The 15,618-nt window shown below is 60.0% G+C and carries 15 protein-coding genes; 3 read left to right on the top strand and 12 right to left on the bottom strand.

The features are described from left to right. Positions 1 to 423: 423 nt before the first annotated feature. From F7R19_RS28570 to tssB, 12 genes are all read right to left on the bottom strand, one after another. Entirely contained in the window at positions 424 to 990 is a 567-nt protein-coding gene (locus F7R19_RS28570) for a hypothetical protein (protein ID WP_223505804.1), read from the bottom strand. 123 nt (positions 991 to 1,113) lie between these two features. Then, a complete protein-coding gene (locus tag F7R19_RS28565; RefSeq protein ID WP_150982889.1) occupies positions 1,114 to 1,509 on the bottom strand; it encodes a helix-turn-helix domain-containing protein in 396 nt (131 codons plus the stop codon). A gap of 422 nt (positions 1,510 to 1,931) precedes the next feature. Beyond that, positions 1,932 to 2,420 carry a hypothetical protein gene (locus F7R19_RS28555; RefSeq protein WP_150982888.1) on the bottom strand — a complete coding sequence of 163 codons (489 nt, stop codon included), beginning with the start codon at positions 2,418 to 2,420 and terminating at the stop codon, positions 1,932 to 1,934. 92 nt (positions 2,421 to 2,512) lie between these two features. Next, positions 2,513 to 3,835, bottom strand: coding sequence for a tyrosine-type recombinase/integrase (locus F7R19_RS28550; RefSeq protein WP_150982887.1), 1,323 nt, complete (start codon positions 3,833 to 3,835; stop codon positions 2,513 to 2,515). A 342-nt stretch (positions 3,836 to 4,177) separates the two neighbouring features. Continuing rightward, positions 4,178 to 4,609, bottom strand: coding sequence for a type VI secretion system baseplate subunit TssE (tssE, locus tag F7R19_RS28545; protein WP_200899089.1), 432 nt, complete (start codon positions 4,607 to 4,609; stop codon positions 4,178 to 4,180). Next, positions 4,609 to 7,326: a type VI secretion system ATPase TssH gene (gene tssH, locus F7R19_RS28540; protein ID WP_150982886.1), complete on the bottom strand. Its 2,718-nt coding sequence runs from the start codon at positions 7,324 to 7,326 to the stop codon at positions 4,609 to 4,611. The genes tssE and tssH overlap by 1 nt, the downstream gene beginning before the upstream one ends. 93 nt (positions 7,327 to 7,419) lie before the next feature. Continuing rightward, positions 7,420 to 7,905 carry an Hcp family type VI secretion system effector gene (locus tag F7R19_RS28535; RefSeq protein WP_150982885.1) on the bottom strand — a complete coding sequence of 162 codons (486 nt, stop codon included), beginning with the start codon at positions 7,903 to 7,905 and terminating at the stop codon, positions 7,420 to 7,422. A gap of 15 nt (positions 7,906 to 7,920) precedes the next feature. Further along, positions 7,921 to 9,645, bottom strand: coding sequence for an OmpA family protein (locus F7R19_RS28530; RefSeq protein WP_150982884.1), 1,725 nt, complete (start codon positions 9,643 to 9,645; stop codon positions 7,921 to 7,923). 1 nt (position 9,646) lies between these two features. Further along, on the bottom strand, positions 9,647 to 10,282 hold the full coding sequence (locus tag F7R19_RS28525; protein ID WP_223505801.1) for a DotU family type IV/VI secretion system protein: 636 nt from the start codon (positions 10,280 to 10,282) through the stop codon (positions 9,647 to 9,649). 14 nt (positions 10,283 to 10,296) lie between these two features. After that, the gene (gene tssK, locus F7R19_RS28520) at positions 10,297 to 11,643 is read right to left on the bottom strand and encodes a type VI secretion system baseplate subunit TssK (protein WP_150982890.1); all 1,347 of its coding nucleotides are present in this window, start codon (positions 11,641 to 11,643) and stop codon (positions 10,297 to 10,299) included. Positions 11,644 to 11,750: 107 nt separating this feature from the next. After that, positions 11,751 to 13,304 carry a type VI secretion system contractile sheath large subunit gene (gene tssC, locus F7R19_RS28515; protein ID WP_150982882.1) on the bottom strand — a complete coding sequence of 518 codons (1,554 nt, stop codon included), beginning with the start codon at positions 13,302 to 13,304 and terminating at the stop codon, positions 11,751 to 11,753. 24 nt (positions 13,305 to 13,328) lie between these two features. Beyond that, positions 13,329 to 13,844: a type VI secretion system contractile sheath small subunit gene (tssB, locus tag F7R19_RS28510; RefSeq protein WP_150982881.1), complete on the bottom strand. Its 516-nt coding sequence runs from the start codon at positions 13,842 to 13,844 to the stop codon at positions 13,329 to 13,331. A gap of 274 nt (positions 13,845 to 14,118) precedes the next feature. Between tssB and F7R19_RS28505 the strand changes: the two genes are divergently transcribed. From F7R19_RS28505 to F7R19_RS28495, 3 genes are all read left to right on the top strand, one after another. After that, on the top strand, positions 14,119 to 14,529 hold the full coding sequence (locus F7R19_RS28505) for a hypothetical protein (RefSeq protein ID WP_150982880.1): 411 nt from the start codon (positions 14,119 to 14,121) through the stop codon (positions 14,527 to 14,529). A 52-nt stretch (positions 14,530 to 14,581) separates the two neighbouring features. Beyond that, complete coding sequence (locus F7R19_RS28500) at positions 14,582 to 15,094, top strand: DUF3304 domain-containing protein (RefSeq protein WP_061958921.1); 513 nt, start codon at positions 14,582 to 14,584, stop codon at positions 15,092 to 15,094. A gap of 2 nt (positions 15,095 to 15,096) precedes the next feature. Further along, on the top strand, positions 15,097 to 15,618 hold a 522-nt coding region (locus tag F7R19_RS28495), incomplete at its 3' end, for a phospholipase effector Tle1 domain-containing protein (protein WP_150982879.1).

Raw genomic sequence — 15,618 nt, 5'->3', positions numbered from 1 at the left:
TGGCCAACATGTTCACCGTAATCACTCCGGTTCTCCTGCTCGGCATCGAGCAGGCATTGGAACACGTGGGTCAAATTTCGATGAAAACTACGTACGGCAGTGGGTCAGTTTTGCGTGCACATCAACAGTCAGGGCGAAGACGCTGGGCTCGCGTAGGTCACAGGGGCGTGGCTGATGCTCCTGTGTTTCCCCCACGGCTGCCGCCGGTCTGACTGCGGTGGAAGATTCTAAAGCGGTGCCAGAAATAGGGAGGCAGGACGTCGGGCCGATGCAAGGCCCTTGCCCCGCCTTCCCTGGCAACATATAAAGGAGTTCAGAATCTTACGCAGGTGACAGGAGTCCGATTCTTTAATGGAAAGTCCCTGCGATCCACTGCTGGCGCCAGCCCCAGGATTTAGTTCGATCGAATCCTCTGTTCATTAGTCAATGCGATACAGCCGATGCCTGTTCGTTTTCGAAAGCGATGAAGTTGGCGTCCGGTTCAATTATTGAACCGGAACCCATTGTTTTATGAACAGGCGATTTTTTCGGAGCCTGCTTCTTTGCTCCTTCTGCACGTAGCTTTTTTGTGCCCTCGATGAGCGCGCGCTCCGCATCGCGAACAGTGGCGAGTCTCCGATAGTCGTGGGTGGCCTTGCAATACGAAACACCTACTTTTGGTTGCTCAAGTGTCTCAAGGTCGGTGAATCTATAAAGAGTGCAAACGCGGGTGCCCATCCTCAAGCCGCCTTCACGAGTGACGGCAATAAACCCCAACGCCCGCAATTCATAGAGCGCCTTTGCCAGGGTCGCCGAGGACCTCCATCCGGAATGCTTCATGTCGGAGAACGTGGCACTTATGTTGCCATTGTTGGTGCCATTGACGGACGCGCGCATGTCTACAAACAACTTTACGGCAGACGCACCGAGAACACGCCACGCCGGGCAATGTATCTGACTGACATACACGCGGATATGCCGACCGTTCGGGTCGTGATTTTTCGGTTTCACGATAACTTTAGGCTACGAAATTTGCGAAGACCCACCAAGTCCGCATCGTTGACTTCTACGCTGTCTGACCCATTTCGGAGGCACAGGCGGAGAACCAGGAGTTGGCTTGGTGGGCGGGCCGTGTTAGTGCGGAGTCTGGGCGGCCTCGCGCTGCTTGGCACGCTCTGTGGTTACCGCATTGACCCAGGCGCGTGCGCCAGTCGCGAGTGCGGTCCTGCGTGTCTGCTCTGACAGCCAGTACTCGCTGACCGATGCTGTGCGGCCGTCAACGGTACATTTCTCGATGTCGCGGCGTTTGATCTGCCAGCCGTAGTCCGATTCGAGAGCGTGTACCACCGCCGCCAAACGGGTCGTGTTTTGCGCGAACACGGAGTCCATGTTTGTGAGACGTCGGCCTTCAATCAGATGAGCCAACACTTCGGCCCTGACCGTGTTGGTACGACTTGGTAGGCGGCCTGTCGTAGAATCGGGCTGTTCGTTTGCGCTCGTCTCTGCTTCGTAGGGGCGGGCGTTTTTCATTATTCGGCCCCATTCAGCAGCTTTGCCAAGTCAGCGACGCGCCATGCGAGGCGACCATTGATGCGGACAGGACGGATGGGGCCATCGTCCAGACAGGCCCATTTGCGCAGGGTCTGTGGACGGCGGTTGATTATTGGTGCAGCTTCGTTGGTAGGTAGCGTGTCCCGGCCGTTGGCAAGCACGCGCAGGCCATAGGGGATCGATTGAACGGGAGTAGGCATCGTCGGTAACCTTGATTCCATGCCTAGTTCGGCAGAATCCTGAGGTGCCAACAACCTGCTGAGATTCGGTGTCAACGCCCCAAGATGTCCGCCGCGTTCGGCGTTATCTCTCAGCGTTGACAATTCTTGCGAGTGCAGTCGAGCCCGTGAATACCGTGTAGCCACCCAAGGGCTAGCCTTTGGCGCGCTAGCGGCTAGGAGCTAGCGGCATTTGGGGTTTGCGGTGTTACGCAGGGCTTTGCGTGCTGCCTCGTAGGACATCCCCAGCTTCGCGTGTTCTTGCTCAGCACATTGAGTTCGGCTCTTGTACTTGCCGGTGGCCCATAAGGCGCGTACTTTCTGTGCCTTTTCTCGGGCTCCGTTCGGCTGACTGTGCCGAATCTCGGCCCCCTTCTTTCCTGCGGAGGAAGACTGCGCGGAACGTAGTTCCATCGCCTCCTTTTCGGCTATGCTGGCTCCCCGCGCTCGTTCTAGGCCCAACAGCACGAGCAAAGTAAAAGCGTCATCAATCGGTTCTCGCAGCAACTCTTCCTTTATTGCGCTGATTTGGCTCTTGCGGAGCATTGCGGAAATTGCTTCCGCTCGCTCGAAGCCGCCGAACTTTCCAATGCCTATTGTTGCTGCAATCTGTGCGGCAGTTAGGGGCTTGACGAGCGCATTATCGCTCCCACTTCGAAGATTTCTTTTCATCGTGATGCCTTCGGTATCGCCCGCATTCTTGGACCCATACTAGGCCAGTGAAGGTTGCTGGCAGTTCCCTTCAGTTGATGTAGGTTTGGGGCTTAGGCTACCGAAATCAATCGCATGCCCCAAGTGGCCTGTGCCGGATCAAACTCAACGCTAGCTTGATCCAATATCCATGCCTCGATGCGCTCATGGTGCTGACGCAGCAGGTCCAGAGGACGTACGGTGTAGTGTTTCTCAGCGGTCGCACTGGGCTTGTGCCCCATGATTTGCGCCACCACGCCTGCCGGGCACTCCAGCCATTCAGTTAGGCTTCGAAATGATCGACGCAGGCCGTGCAGGGTCAGGCCATCAATGCCTGCCACCGCGCAGGCGCGCCCGTGCTGCTCGTGGGGTTTGCTGATGGGCTGGGGCGGCTTGTCAGGATTGGCTGCAGCGCTGGAGAACACCCATTCGCTGCGGCGGGGGAGGGCGTATAGCAGGGCGGCGACATACGGCGTGAGCGGGATGGTGCGCTCGCCTTCCACCTTGTCGCGGATGGTCAAGCCCTGCCACCTCTCGTTAAGGTCCTCCCAGCGCATCTCCAGCACCTCACCCGGCCGCGCGCCGGTCAGCAGCAGGGTTTGCAGATAGGCTGCGGTCACGGGGTTGGAAAGCTTGCGCACGGCGGAGAACCATCCGGCTAGTTGCTCCCGCTGCAAAGCATCCTGTTTCACGCCGGCTGTTCCTAGTGCCTCGCGGCTCTTTTTGGTCTTCGCTGGGTTGCCTTCCACGGCGCCAGCGTAGGCTGGCTGCTCAGCGCACCAGGCTAGGAAGCCTTTGAGCAGGCGCCACGCGAGTCGTGCCGAAGTCGGGCGCTTCTTGCCTTCCCGCACCGCCCACAGTTCCACGGTAGGTGCGTCCAACTCGCACAGCTTCATGCTCATGAGCGAGTGGAGCGGGCCGGCGATAGTGACGCCGCGCCCACGGGTGCCGCGCACTGCGGGCAGGCCGCCCTGCTGTGCCTTGGCAACGTGGTCCCTATAGTGGCGCTCACCCCAATACGGGCGACGGTCATCCAAATAGGTACCCCAAGCTTCGCTAACGGTGACGGTCTGCGCGGCGGCTGCTGCTGCACGAGCCTCATGGGCGGCACGGGTCTCTGCTTTGACTTCGCGTGGGTCTTGGCCGGCGTCGATAAGCGTCTTGAGGCGCGCCGCCTCGGTGCGGGCTTTGCCTAGGTCCCATGAGCGCGGGTCGCCGATGGTGACGCGCACCGTTTTGCTGAACAGGCGGGACTCAAATATATAGGCGCGGGCGCCAGATGTCGTGACTCGCAGCCCCAAGCCGGGTGCCTTCGCGTCCCAGTAGAGCGTCTGCGTCTTGCCAGGCATGCATTGATAGCTGGCAACCCGGCCGGCGGTGAAGTTCTCTTTGCTCATGTCCCGATTCTCCCGATATCAGGCCCCACATAAGCCTTCATGTAGGCGCCATGTAGGCGAATTATCGAAACACTAGGGAACATCGGTCAACCATCTGAATCGCCGAATTTGCCGAAATGCCTTTGTTCTAGGCGGTATCGTTGGTGCCAGGGGTATCTTCAGAAAAACCAAGGAATGCCAATTTACTCGGACTCATAATCCGTTGGTGCCGTGTTCGACTCACGGGAGGCCCACCATTGAAATCAAAAGGGGTTACAGCGCAATTGCCTGTAACCCCTTTTTTATTTTTCGATCCGGTGCGGCGATTGCTCGCAGGTACGTCGCCGTGAGTGTCTTGTCCACCTAGTCGCGATCATTCGCGGCGCGTAGTAATTCGAGCCGCGTCTTTCCGTCTGGCGTGAAGTGCGTGCCGAAGCGAACCAGCCCGGACTGACGCAAATGGCAGCTCATGGTAAAGCTGACCAGCATGCCCGGCTCAGTGTCATCGATGACGAGGTCGATGGCCTTGATCCGGGGCTCATATCGGAGAAGCGTCGTTTCGATCTGATGCTTGAGCGCATGCACCGACGCGGGTAAATGACAATAGATGCGGGACAAATCGCCGAGTCCATAGTCGGGTAAATGGACAAGTCCACCCCTTCGACTGTCGAGTATGCGCTGCACATTGTCTTGGACGGACAAGAACGTCTGCGTTGACGCATCGACATCCTCGATAGCCATCCCGTTGGCAAAATGTCCCGTCACGATTTCAAACAGCCCGGGCCCGCCGCGCATTATGTGCGCCTTCGTGTCGCCGGGCCGGCGCCTTCGTCGAATTCGAGTTCTACGCCATCGGCCTCGGAGAAAGAAAGCCGAATCGCTTTTGGCACTTGCCTGCCAGACATTCGCACCAGCAACCCACGTGATAGTGCCGGCAGAATTTGCTGGTCGAGCAGGTTGTCGATATTGCGCGCGCCGGAATCGGGCAACAGGCACGCCCGGGCGAGCGCTTTTACCAAGGCTTCATCGCATTGCATCGGGATGCCGAAACGCTGCGCAACGCGCTCGGCCACCTTCGCAAGTTTCATGCGTACGATGGCATTCATGGCCTCTCTCGATAATGGCCGATAAAGGATGGTCTGAAAACGCGCCAGCAACGCGGGCTGGAAATGATCGAGCAGGACCGGACGAACGATTTCCATCAGCGTGGAAGCATCGAGCGTGGTGCCTGCCTCGGCTGCGCAATCTGTTGCCGAGAGAATTTCCTCGCTGCCCAGATTCGATGTCATTACGATCACTGTGTTGCGGAAATCAATCACGCGGCCCTCTCCGTCGCGCATGCATCCGCGGTCGAAAACCTGGTAGAACAGATTCAACACATCACGATGCGCCTTTTCAACTTCATCGAGCAGGACGATGCTGTAGGGGCGTTGCCGCACCGCTTCGGTCAATATCCCGCCTTCGCCGTAACCGACGTAACCGGGTGGCGAGCCCTTCAATTGCGATACGGTGTGTGCTTCCTGATATTCCGAAAGATTAATGGCGATAAGAGAGCGATCGCCTCCAAACATCAAATCGGCCAGCGCACGCGCCGTTTCCGTCTTGCCGACACCTGAGGGTCCCGTCAGCAGGAACACGCCAAGCGGCGCATTTTCCGATGTCAGCCCAGTCTTGGCAGCACGCAGGCTTTTACCCAATGCCGCAAGCGCATCGTCCTGACCCACCACGGTCTGACCGAGTCGGTCTTCAAGTTCCAGCAAGGTTGTCAATTCACTCGACATAAGGCTGTCCATCGGTACGCCAGTCCAATCGGCGACCACTTGGGCGATTACGGTTTCGTCCACTTCCGTATGCAGCAAGGCGTCTTGTCCGTACTTCGCCAGTTCGCCATGCGTGTTCTGGATCGACGCGGTCAATTCTCGCCGCGCCGCCGCCTCGTCGGTGGCTTGCCATGCATCCCGCAGCCCGATCAGCGTTTCGGCCGTGCCGGTTTGTTCAGCGAATACGCGCCGATGGTGTTCCAGCTCGCTGTCTAGTGCGACGAGTTCCGTATCGATGGCTGCCAGCCGCTCATCGACTTCCACGCCAGTGGCGCCCTGATCCATCATCAGCGCGGTGCGTTCGATCTCGAGTGCGGCGCGTTGCGCCTGGCGGGTCGAAATGGCAAGCGGTGTAGCCTCCCGGCTCATGCGAACGCGCGCCGCGGCCGTATCGAGCAGATCGATGGCCTTGTCGGGTAACTGGCGCCCTGTCAAATACCGCCGCGACAGTCGTACGGCAGCGCCGATTGCACCGTCGGTGATGTGCACGCCGTGATGCCCTGCATAGCGTTGCTTCAGCCCGCGCAGCATCAGGCAGGCGTTGTCGTCGTCGGGCTCGTCAACCTTGACCATCTGGAAGCGGCGCTCCAACGCGGCATCGCGCTCGAAGTATTGCTTGTATTCCGACCACGTTGTGGCAGCGATGGTGCGCAACTCGCCGCGTGCCAGGGCGGGCTTGAGCAGGTTGGCGGCATCCGCGCCGCCCGCGTTATTACCCGCGCCAATCAGCGTGTGGGCCTCGTCGATAAACAGCAGGACCGGCGTGGGCGCGTGCTGCACCGCGTCGATGACGTTCTTCAGCCGTTGCTCGAACTCGCCCTTGACGCCGGCGCCGGCCTGCAACAAGCCTAGGTCAAGCGTCAGCACGCTGACGGCGCGAAGTGCGCTGGGTACATCGCCTTCCGCGATCTTCAGCGCAAGGCCTTCGACGAGCGCGGTCTTTCCCACACCGGGCTCGCCGACCAGAATCGGATTGTTCTTGCGCCGGCGCGCCAGGATATCGACCATCTGGCGGATCTCGGCATCACGACCGAATACGGGGTCGATCTTCCCATCGCGGGCCTTCTGGGTGATGTCGGTAGTGAAACGCGCCAGCGCGGACATATCAGCCTGACCATGCGCAACCGGCGCGAGATCGGGCCTGAAGGCCCCTTCCTGCGTCGCAGGGACCTCGCCGGGCGCCGTCAGGTGCGGCGATGGGGCAAGCGATTCGACCGAAATCTTGTCCAGCCGGGGCGTCAATCGTTCGATCTGTGCGGCGGACACCGACAGCAGTTGCCACGCATCGGGCGCGCGCAACAGATGGGGCGAATCGGCCAGCGCAGCGAGCAGATGCGCCGAGCGGATCGAGGCCGGCGCGGCGTCGGGATTCGGCTCGAGCGAAGCGCGCATCCATGCGGCTTGCAACCATTGGGCGACACGCGGCGACAACCCCGGCTTGCCACGCAAATCGCGCGGAAGCCGGTCGATCGCCGCGAGCAATGCGTTCCAGATGCCATCGACGTCCAGCTCGTACATGCGCAATATCGCCAACAGATCGCCATCTCCGAGCTCGAGCAATTTGATGAGCCAATGTTCTATCTCGATGTCGCGATGCGCGCGGGTCTCGCAGAGGCTGGCGGCTTCGGTGAGCGCTCGGGCGCAGTGGCCATTCAGACGACGCAGGAGCGCGGTGGGGTCGTAGGCAGTCATGGGCGATGATGCACAAATATTGAAGACGTGCGCGGGCCACGATTGTGGATCGCGTAGGCGGGGTGACCGGCCGCACGGGCCGGCCGCTGCGTACTACGATCGCTCGTTCCAGCTATCGTCGTGGATGATGTTGCCGTCCTTGTATGCCCACGTGATTTTCTCGTAGCGCAGTTCGATGTCTTCCAGATGGTTGTGCTTTTCGAACGCCGGGTTCTTGATGTCCAGCATCCTGGGTGTGACCCCTACCACCTTCACGTTTTCCATCCGCGTGTTGAAGTACTCCTGCTCCTTGCCGGAGTCATCGATCTTGTACCACTTGATCTCGACCGCCTGCAGCGTCTGACCCTTGGTCACGGCCTTGTAGAGGTAGGGGGTCGACGCGTCGGTTTCCTTGGTCAGAACGACCGGCTTGTGCACGCGCGTGCCGGTGAGTTTGCCGGTATTGGAATCGGTCGGTAGATGAACGCCGTGGTCGAACGCCACCACTTCGACGCTGCCTTCGCGGCCGGACACGGTGACCGAGCCTTTGATGTCGGCGCCGCCATCGTCCTTGATCCACATGTATGCGGGAATTGCCATTTCTTCTTTCTCCTTCTACTGGAATGAACAGGCCTGATGGCCCGCGGTTATCCGACCGTCACGACGATCGTCGCGGCAATCGGGGACGAGCGTGATCTCGACGCGGCGGTTTGCGGCGCGTCCGGTCTCCGTAGTGTTCGACGCGCGCGGGCGTGTATCGCCGTAGCCTTGAATCGCGAAGCGGGTCGGCGGCAGCTCCGCGGCGTCGGCCAGCCAGTCGCGGACCGCGGCGGCGCGCGCCAGCGATAGCCGGATGTTGCTGCGGGCGTTGCCGAGCGAGTCGGTGTGTCCGGCGACGACGACGCGCATATCGGGATGGGCCGCGATCATTCTTAGCGCGTCGGTCAGCACGCGATTCGATCCGGGATTGAGCGTCGCGCTGCCGCTGTTGAACAGTGACAGGCTGTCGAGTTCGATGGTGGTGGGTGGCGGCGCGGGCGGCTGGTAGGACGCGATCAACGCGTTGAGACGATTCAGCAAGGGATCGCCGCGATAGAAGCCCAGCCCGAGTCGCAGCGGCGTGCCGGTGCGAGCATAGCGATCCAGTTCGTCACGATCGGCCTTGATCGCATCCAATGCATCGAGCCGCGCCGCATCCTGATCGGGAGTCAAGGCGCTATAGCGATCGATATGGCCGATGACGCGCGTGGCCAGCGCGCAGTTTTGCCATGCTGACGCGGCACACGCGGCACAGAACGCAATCAAGAGCACGATCAGCGCGTGGGCGAGCACCTGCGGAAGAATGCGCCGCACGGGTTGAGTGCCAATGCCCTGGATAAGCGGCGCAGGAAACGATGGCGTTGCGCGGGGCCCATCCGTTTCGATCTGGCGCAATGCCGTCACCTGTTGACGGAATCTCGCAAATAACGAGCCGACATTGGGCGTGCCGGAAATCAACGTAACGCCGAACGCCACAACTTTCAGCCGATGGCAGCGCTCGGCTTCGCGAGTTCGCGCGTTGACAAAGGCGGGGAGCACGGCGTCGACACTCCATCGCGCCAACGCGTCGACATGGGCGGCGCGTCGCATGCGTGCTGCGCGGCATTCAGGCGTGGCGCCGTGCGCGTATTGCATCGCCCGCGCGGCGATCAGCGCCGCGTGGGATTTCCCCTGAATTGCGTCAGATCCAGACATGCCGAACCATGGGCAGGCGTCGTCGGTGTCACCCGTTTCCTCGCCATATACGGCAAGGCAGACTGGCAATGCATAGCCGAGCGCGCGGCTGGCCCCGCCAATTGCGGATTGCCAACGCCGGAGCGCGGCGTTCAGCATGGCCGAATCGGTCCAATGATCGGCGCCGACCATGCATGCGATGCCGTCGGGGCCTTGTCCAGCACGCCATTGGCTCAGCGCGTGGGCGATATGAGCGAGTTCGCTGGCGTTGTCGACACGGATCCAGATCGCCGCGTCGGTGACCGTCGTGGGAGATTCGTGGAACATCGAATCGGCGGCGCCGGGCTCGGTCAGTACAAGTATCAGGGGCGTATTGCGCTGGATATCGCCCGGCAGCGCATCGAGCGACGCCGACAGCGATTCCAGTACCGGCAACGCTGCGTGGCGTTGCGTCCGTTGCTGGCGACTCAGCAGGATGACTGTCGCAACCGTCAGTGCGACGACAATGGCGCCGACGACAGCGTTCGACGCACTCGGCAGTGGTGAGCTGAACGCCAACCACGCGAGCGCGAGTCCCGTGCCCCAGACAACGAGAGTGCGGTGCGGATAGCCGGTCGCGAGTGTCATTTCAGTTCGCGAGCCGGGCAATCGAAACGGTCAGCCAACGATTCAGCGCAACGTAGATCGATGCCGCCGCCACGCAGGCGATTGCCACCCAGGCAAGGGGAGGCAACGCGTGCTGTCGACGGGGCACGTCGTGGGTGACGAGAATCGGACCGTCGCCGATCCGCCATCCGGCTTGAACCAGATGCTCATCAATTGCGGACACCAGCGCGGCACGGGCGGCTGCGTCTCCAAGCGCGTAGCGTCCCTGAAATCCCAGTCCCAGCACGACGTCGAAGACAGCAAGAAGGGCGGTCACCGGCTGTGGCGCGGCGAGGCGTCGTTCGATGCGCGAGAACAGGGCCTCGCCCGCATCGTGGGTCTGGAATTGCAACACCTGTAGCGGCTCGCGTTCCCACGCGTCGCGATCGAGGCCGTCCAGCCTGCCCAGAGCAACTTCGTCGAGCAGCGCACATTGCGCGTAGGCGGCATCGTCGATGACATCGGCCGGATGACCTTGCGCCACCAGTTCTTCTCGCAGCCGCGCTACTTGGTCGAGACATTTGCTACGGAACCCCTCGAAACCAAGTGCGGGCTGCGCGGCGTCGCGCAGTTCTGTGACGGTGAGCGCGGTATCGCGCAGCGCCAGCGGCATGAGCATCGGAGTAGGTGTAGTCATTCTGGCAGCACCGCAAAAAGTTCGAGCGAAACTTCCGGCAGTGAAGCCGGAATGTAGAACTGGCACGCGCGCGCCGCCAGCATGCGTTTGAAGGCCGGGTGTTGACCATCGAGGGCGAAATACTGGTTCTCGATGCGTACCGGAATCGCCGCCGGCAGGCGCGACATGGCGCGGAGCGGGATACCCGTTAGCGCGGAGTTCACGACCTGCGCAACTTCGTCCGGTGCTCCGGCCTTGCATAGACGCGGCAGTTGATCGAGGAGCGCGTGCGCGGGGAGTTCCGCCTGGACCGACAGATAAAAATCGGCGCCCTCAATTAGTCGCTCGTCATGGAGCGCACCGGTCCAGATGGTAGGCCGCGTGTGTTCCAGCGCGACGGGTATCACGCGCGACGGAATCACCGTATCGAGCAGCGCGCGGATCAGCGCTTCCAGTTGTGCAAATATCGGCTCGATCCGCGAGTGGTCATAAGCCGGGATGGCGCGCAGCGACTCCGCGGTCGAGAACGTGAGCAACGCGCCAGCCAGCCGCGCGAGCAGCGCATACAGCCGCTCAGGGTGCTGCTGCGGAGCTGCGCACAGGCGCGAGAGTTCCGGCCAACTGCTATTGACGCTATGCAGCAGCCAGAACAGCGCTACATCTGCCACGGCATAGTCGGCGATCTGATCGGATCGTTCCCGACGCCGGACCGCGAGGCTCGCACTTTTGGCCAGCAGGATTTCCGATAGTCGGCTCATCCGCTCGGTGAGGCGCGCGTGCGCGGACAGGAACAAGCAGGGCGGGACAAATGTCGGATCCAGTTCGAAACGACCCTGCGAGGTGCGGACCAGCCGCGCTATCGGACACGTGACGTAGTCACTATGCGTTTCGTAGTCGAACAGCAGTGCCAATGCATGCCGTTCGACACTGATTTCATCCTTTCCTTCGCCGTGCAGATCGACGACCTCGAGGTACTCCCGCAAATAGCGGCGTGGGCGCGGTGGTCGGTCGCCGATGTCGATGCAATTCCCACCTTGCGCATCGAGCAGTGCAAGGCCTGCCAACACCGTCACGGATTCCTGCCCTGACGGGATATCGCCAAGGTCTCGCGCGGGCGGCACCCAGTCGGAAGTCTGCGTATCGACGATGGCGCCATCGGGCAGGCGCAGCGCCAGATCGTTGACGACGAGCCGATGAATCGACAATGCCTGCTGATCGATGGCGACGCGAACGATTCCCCATGGCTCGGGAGTCGTCATGCGCGCGATCTGTTCGTCGGCATAACGGTCCCACAACGCCTGTTGCTGGAAATGCTGCGGCGTCATGAAAATGCCCTGCGCCCACAGCGGTCTGGTTATCTTCATCATGCACAACTGATTTGCGGAAAGCGCCATGGCGCAGGATCAGCGCCGCACGGTGGAACAACCCCGTGCGGCGGACGGCGTGACATCGGAGTGACGCTTCGCCGACGCTAGTTCTTCGCCTTCGGCATTTGCGATACGAGCGACAGGTTGATGTCCATCCCTTCAATCTGGAAATGCGGCACGATAAAGAGCTTGATGCGGAAGAATCCGGGGTTATCTTCGATATCCTCGACGATTACCTTCGCTTCGCGCAGCGGATGCGACGCCTGCAATTCGTCGCCGGGGTCGGTCATCTCGGTCACAAGCGTCTTGACCCAGGTGTTGAGTTCCAACTCGAGCAGTCGTCGGTCCTTGGTAGTGCCGATGTTCTCGCGCTGGATGAGCTTCAGATAATGGGCGATGCGGGACAGCAGGAAGATATAGGGCAGGCGAGCATTGACCCGGCTGTTGGCAGTGGCTTCCTTGGTGTCATAGAGCGCCGGTTTCTGCGCCGAATGGGCCGAGAAAAAGCAGGCGAAGTCGTGATTCTTGTAATACGAGAGCGGGACAAAGCCCAAATTGGCAAATTCGAACTCGCGGGTTTCGGGTATCAGCACCTCGGTGGGAATCTTGGCCTGGTTGCCGGTCCCAAGGTCGTACAGGTGGATCGGCAGGTCTTCGACCAGCCCACCGGCTTGCGGGCCGCGAATCTGCACGCACCATCCATTCTTGATGAAACTGCGAACCATGTTGGCCGCAAATGCAAACGACGCATTGGCCCATAGGTAACGGCTGTGGTCGGGGCCCTTTACCGCCTCGGTATAGTTGAAGGCGCGCACTGGTACGGTTTCCGGTCCATAGGGAAGACGCGCCAGGAAATTCGGAAGCGTGAGCCCGATATAGCGTGCATCATCCGAATCGCGGAAGCTCTTCCACTTCAGATACTCGGCGCGATCAAAATAATTGCCAATATCCCGGATGCTGGCGACTTCCTCCATGGATTCCTTGCCGAAGAACGCTGGCGATACGGCACCAACGAATGGCATATGCGCGGCAGCCGATACCTTGGCGATGTTGCGCAGCAGCGCAATATCCTGCGCGCTGCGGTCGAATGAGTAATTCGAGATGATCGAGGCGATTGGCTCGCCGCCCGGCGTGTCGTATTCCTGGATATAGGTATGAAGGTAAAGACCGCTCTGGATGACTTCCGGCGTATCTTCAAAATCCTGACGTAGCGCGTCCTTCGATACATCAAGAACTTCAATTTTTACGTTCTTCCGAAAATCGGTTCGGTCGACCAGAAACTTGAGACCACGCCACGCTGACTCGATTTGCTGGAATGTCTCGTTGTGCATGATCGCGTCGAGCTGCCGGCTGATTTGGCGATCGAGATGCTCAATGTGGAAATCGAGCAGACTCTTGTCCAGTCGGTCTACCTGCTGCGACGAATCCTGAATCAGTTTCAGGAATACGTTCATAGCCTGCGCGATGCGCTCGTCCAGCGAAGACTCGGAAAGCGAGTCGGCGCTCTGGAACGATTCCACCGGGCGCGTGCTCTGGACCGGCGTGAGATTGATTCGCTCGCACAGTGCCTCGTAGACACTCTTGCCCGGGGCGTCCAGAACGATGGTTGCAGCGTCTTCGGTGGTGTTCCCGCGCGCGCTGATTTCGTGTTTTTCCATGACTTTGCTCCGCAAGTGGGACGATCAATGGGATGAGGCCGAGGCGTGGGACGCGTTGCCGATCTTCTGCAGATCGTCGCGGAGTCGCTGCGACAGCGCCGGATCCTTAAGAATTTTCTCGAGCTCGCGGCGGAACATGGCGTTATCGAGCAGGTTCGATTTGAGATCACGTAACAGATTGCGGGCCGCCATCAGCGCCCGCAATTCCGGGACCTTGCCCGCCACGACCTCGGGCTTGAAATCGTTCATCGACTTGAAGTCCAGGTCGATCGGCAACTCGGTGGCATCGCCGGAGAGCGTATTTTCTACCGCAATTTTTGCTTTGGGATTGAGGTCAGCTAGTACCGAATCGAAATTATTCTTATCGATGGAAATCTTTGCTCGCTCGGTGAGTGCGCGCGTGTCGCGGCCGTTGCTGTAATCGCCCATAACAAGCAGCTTGAGCGGCAATTCCAGCTTCTTCTGGGCGCCTCCGGTGTGGAGATCGAGCTTGATGTTGACGCGTGCCTTGGGTACTTCGTTCTGAAAGCTTTCGGCCATCTTTAATCCTTTTCTATCAGATGTTAGTAATACATTTCAGCGACGAGCATTCCATCGGGATGCGAATCTATACCATGTGATCGTCCGAGAAATTAATAGTCAATTTCAGATTTCGAATGAATTCGAGCCAAATTTTTGATGATCGACAAGAGATGGCCCTGAAGGGATTCCATTTGCCAAACGAAACCTCTAAGGTGCGGCGCGCGGAGCATTGAACTTTGGGGAGACCTTTGCAGAGCGACCTCAACGACCACATCCACAACGGAGCCAGCGCATGACGGGTCTAGGGAAGGAGCTCAGCGATTTCGGCGATGCCATGCGTGCGGGACTGGCGGTGCGCCAGGCCTATTTCCTGGAAGGTCCCAGCACAGCAAGCGCCAAGGCGCTGCCGGTGTTGTCATTCGAAGCAGTGCAGCGGCTGCGCGAGCCCTATGACGTGACGGTGCAGCCGACGCATCCGCTGATGCTCGATCGCGCCGACCAGCTGGATCGGGATGACATGTTCCTGATCGATCGGTCCGATGGATCCGAAGCCTGCCGCCTTGCCGGCCGCATTACGCGCTTCTTGCAGACCCGCCAGACCCAGCATCTCCACGGCTATGAAATCGTCATCGAGCTGCCGCTCGCGCGGCTGCGATTGACGCAGGCCAGCCGCATCTATCGGCGAGGCACGGACAAGCCGTGATGAAGGGGGCAGGACGGAACGACGATCTCAATCACGCAGGAAGAGGAAGGGCATGAGGCGAATCATCAATGCGATTGCGGTGGCGATATTGCTGGCGATGCTGGGCGGCTGTGCCATCGGGCAACCTAGCGGGTGGGTGGAGGCGTCGGCGTGGGGGGCCAACTATACAGAGGACTTCATCTATGACTTCTGGATCTACGCCGAAGACGGCAGGGATACGGGAGTCGGAAGTGTCCTCCTTAACGAATTTTCGAAAGGCGGCACGACGGGGAACATCTGCTGCGGCTTGATGCCGGGCGTGGGTCAGACCGTCAAGGTGGTCTGGCGTGTGGGTGGGCGTCGAGAAGAAGAGGCGCTGTGGAGGACATACCGCCGCGATGTCGTCGTCATGGGTGCAATGCCAAAAAAGAAAGATGCTTACAACATCCTATTGGTCCGATTCTTTTCCGAGCATGAGGTGGAGGCGGAGCTTATTCCTGATCGCGGCGAAGCTGGCGGGTTGCCGAGCCCACGCGTCGACAAGTTATTTTCAGGTCAACGTGTTATGCGTCAAAAAGGAGAATAGGGATGCAGGACTGGTTCACAGACTCCCACGAGTCGTTTGCGAGGACGGTTGAAACCATGATCGGACTGTACGACGGAGACTTCCAGGCATGCGCGACCTGTGAGGAGCAGCCTTGGTTCAGCTTCTTTTTCGACGGGACTGGAAATAATCTCAAGGTTGATGAGCCAAAGCTAAAGCTTTCCAATGTCGCTCGCCTATACCTGGGGCATGTGAAGAAGAGGGAAGATCCGCTTATCAACGACTTCTACTATCCCGGCGTCGGCACTCCGCTCAATGCGAGCGATCCGAGCTGGTGGGAAAAGCTGCGCGACAGCGAGGTGCTCGGCGGCGGTGCGGGGTTGGGGTGGGACGTGCGCTTGACAACGGCGGAGAAGGAATTTAACGAGTATCTGAAATACAACCACCGAGTCACCCGCATCGACATCGCCGTATTCGGTTTCTCGCGCGGCGCGACGTTGGCGCGCGCGTTCGTCAACCGGCTGCTTGCCAAATGCACGATGAAGGATGGCGTGCCGCACTGGCCG

The sequence above is a fragment of the Cupriavidus pauculus genome (assembly GCF_008801835.1).
Lineage (GTDB): Bacteria > Pseudomonadota > Gammaproteobacteria > Burkholderiales > Burkholderiaceae > Cupriavidus > Cupriavidus pauculus.
This window is presented reverse-complemented; position numbering and strand designations above follow the sequence as displayed.